Genomic DNA, 1,909 nt, shown 5'->3' on the forward strand with positions numbered 1-1,909 from the left:
CCAGCAGCAGGCTGCTTTGTACATAGGCCTCGCGCGCCTGGGCCGGGCGCATGGCGCTCATGGGTGTGCGCGAGGGCGCGGCAGCCAGTTCGAGAAAGGCTTCGAGGTCAGGGTGCAGGGGCGGCATGGCCGGGCGCAGGGCAGCGCAAGCGGTGGGTGGTCTTCTGAAGGACGGGGCAGGCAGCGTTTTGTTTAGCGCTAAACGCCAGCGGCCCCAGTTCGTCAGCACACCATCGCCACGGAGAACGAAGCCAAGCATGAGGAATGAAGCAACTCCCGAGAGGGATGCGGATGCACAGCGCCAGCGCGCGGGTCGACTGTCAGCGGTGTTGCGTGCCGCGATCGCCGGCGCGGTGCTGCTCTGGATTGCGACCAGGTCGCTGCATGCGCTAGCTGCGCCGCTGCCGGTGGAAATCCGCCGCACGACGGATGGCATTCCGCACATCAAGGCGGCCGACTGGCGGGGGCTGGGCTACGGCATTGGCTACGCGCAAGGGCAGGACGCGCTGTGCACGCTGGCAGAGGCTTTCACGACCTACGAGGGCCGTCGCTCGTTCCATTTCGGGCCGGAGAACCGGCCGGCGCGCGAATCCAGCTTCGGTCGGCCCCTCAACCTGGAACTGGACTTCTTCTTCAAGGCCTTTGCGGACGACGCGATGGTGGCCCGCTACCGGGCTGCCCAGCCGCCCGGACTGAATGATGCCGTCGAAGGCTTTGCAGCGGGCTACAACCGCCAGTTGCAGGAGGCTCGCGCAGGCCATGCCAGCGGCAGCCAGCGGCTGTGCCTGCACGAGGCCTGGGTGCACGAGATCGGCCCGGACGACCTCTACCGCCGCTTCTACGCGGCCCAGGTGGCGGCGGGTTATGCACGCTTCATCCCGGAGATCGTCAACGCGCAGCCGGGTGGTGCATCGCCAGCCGCGCAGGTGGGCGCGGCCTCGCTGTCGACCCGGCTCGCGCACCGCGTGGGCGACCAGGACGGCCTGGGCAGCAACATGATGGCGTTTGGTCGCCAGGCCACGGGCGAGGGCGGCAGCGTGCTGCTGGGCAACCCGCACTGGTACTGGGGCGGGCCGGATCGTTTCTACCAGATGCAGCTGACCATTCCCGGCCAGGTCAACGTGGCGGGCGTGGCCTTCCTGGGTGTGCCGCTGGTGATGATCGGCTTCAATGCGCATGTGGCCTGGAGCAACACGGTGTCCACCGCGCGGCGCTTCGGCCTGTTCGACCTTGCGCTGGCCGAAGGCCGGCCCACGGATTGCCTGGTGGACGGTGCCGCGCAGCCGCTGCAGTCCCGCGAGGTGGCGGTCACGCTGAAAGGGGAAGGTGGCCAGGCGCGCACGCTCAGCCGGCGGCTCTACCGCAGCGCGCAGGGGCCCATTGTCGACCTGGGTGCACAAAACCCGGCCTTCGGCTGGTCGGCCACGCATGCGCTGGCCATCCGCGACGCGAATGCCGAGAACTTCCGTGTCTTTCGCACCTTCTGGGCCTGGAACCAGGCCGGCTCGCTGGACGAGTTCATCGCCATCCAGCGTCGCGAGCTGGCACTGCCGTGGGTGAACACCACCGCCGTGGACCGCAGCGGCCGCGCCTGGTTCGCGGACTTCGGTCCCGTGCCGAATGTGCCCGATGCGCTGCGCGAGCGCTGCACCACGCCACTGGCCCAGGGCTTCGCGCAGCTGGACGCGTTCACACCCTTCCTGGACGGCAGCCGCGCGGATTGCGACTGGCAAGCCGATGCGGCGGCCGTGCAGCCCGGCACCTTGCCGGCAAGGTCCTTGCCCAGCCTGCTGCGCAGCGACCAGGTGGCCAACATGAACGACAGCTATTGGCTGGCCAACCCGGCGCAGCCCTTGCGGGGCTTTGCGCGCGTGCTGGGTGGCGAGCAGCAGGCGCTTTCGCTGCGGGC

At 69.2% G+C, this 1,909-nt stretch carries 1 protein-coding gene; it reads left to right on the forward strand.

What is annotated here, in order from left to right; genetic code table 11:
• Nucleotides 1-257: 257 nt before the first annotated feature.
• A partial coding sequence (locus FKP22_RS28850) for a penicillin acylase family protein (RefSeq protein ID WP_211361645.1) occupies nucleotides 258-1,909 on the forward strand: 1,652 nt, incomplete at its 3' end.

This window comes from Ideonella azotifigens (assembly GCF_006519715.1).
In the GTDB taxonomy this organism is placed as follows: Bacteria; Pseudomonadota; Gammaproteobacteria; order Burkholderiales; family Burkholderiaceae_C; genus Ideonella; species Ideonella azotifigens.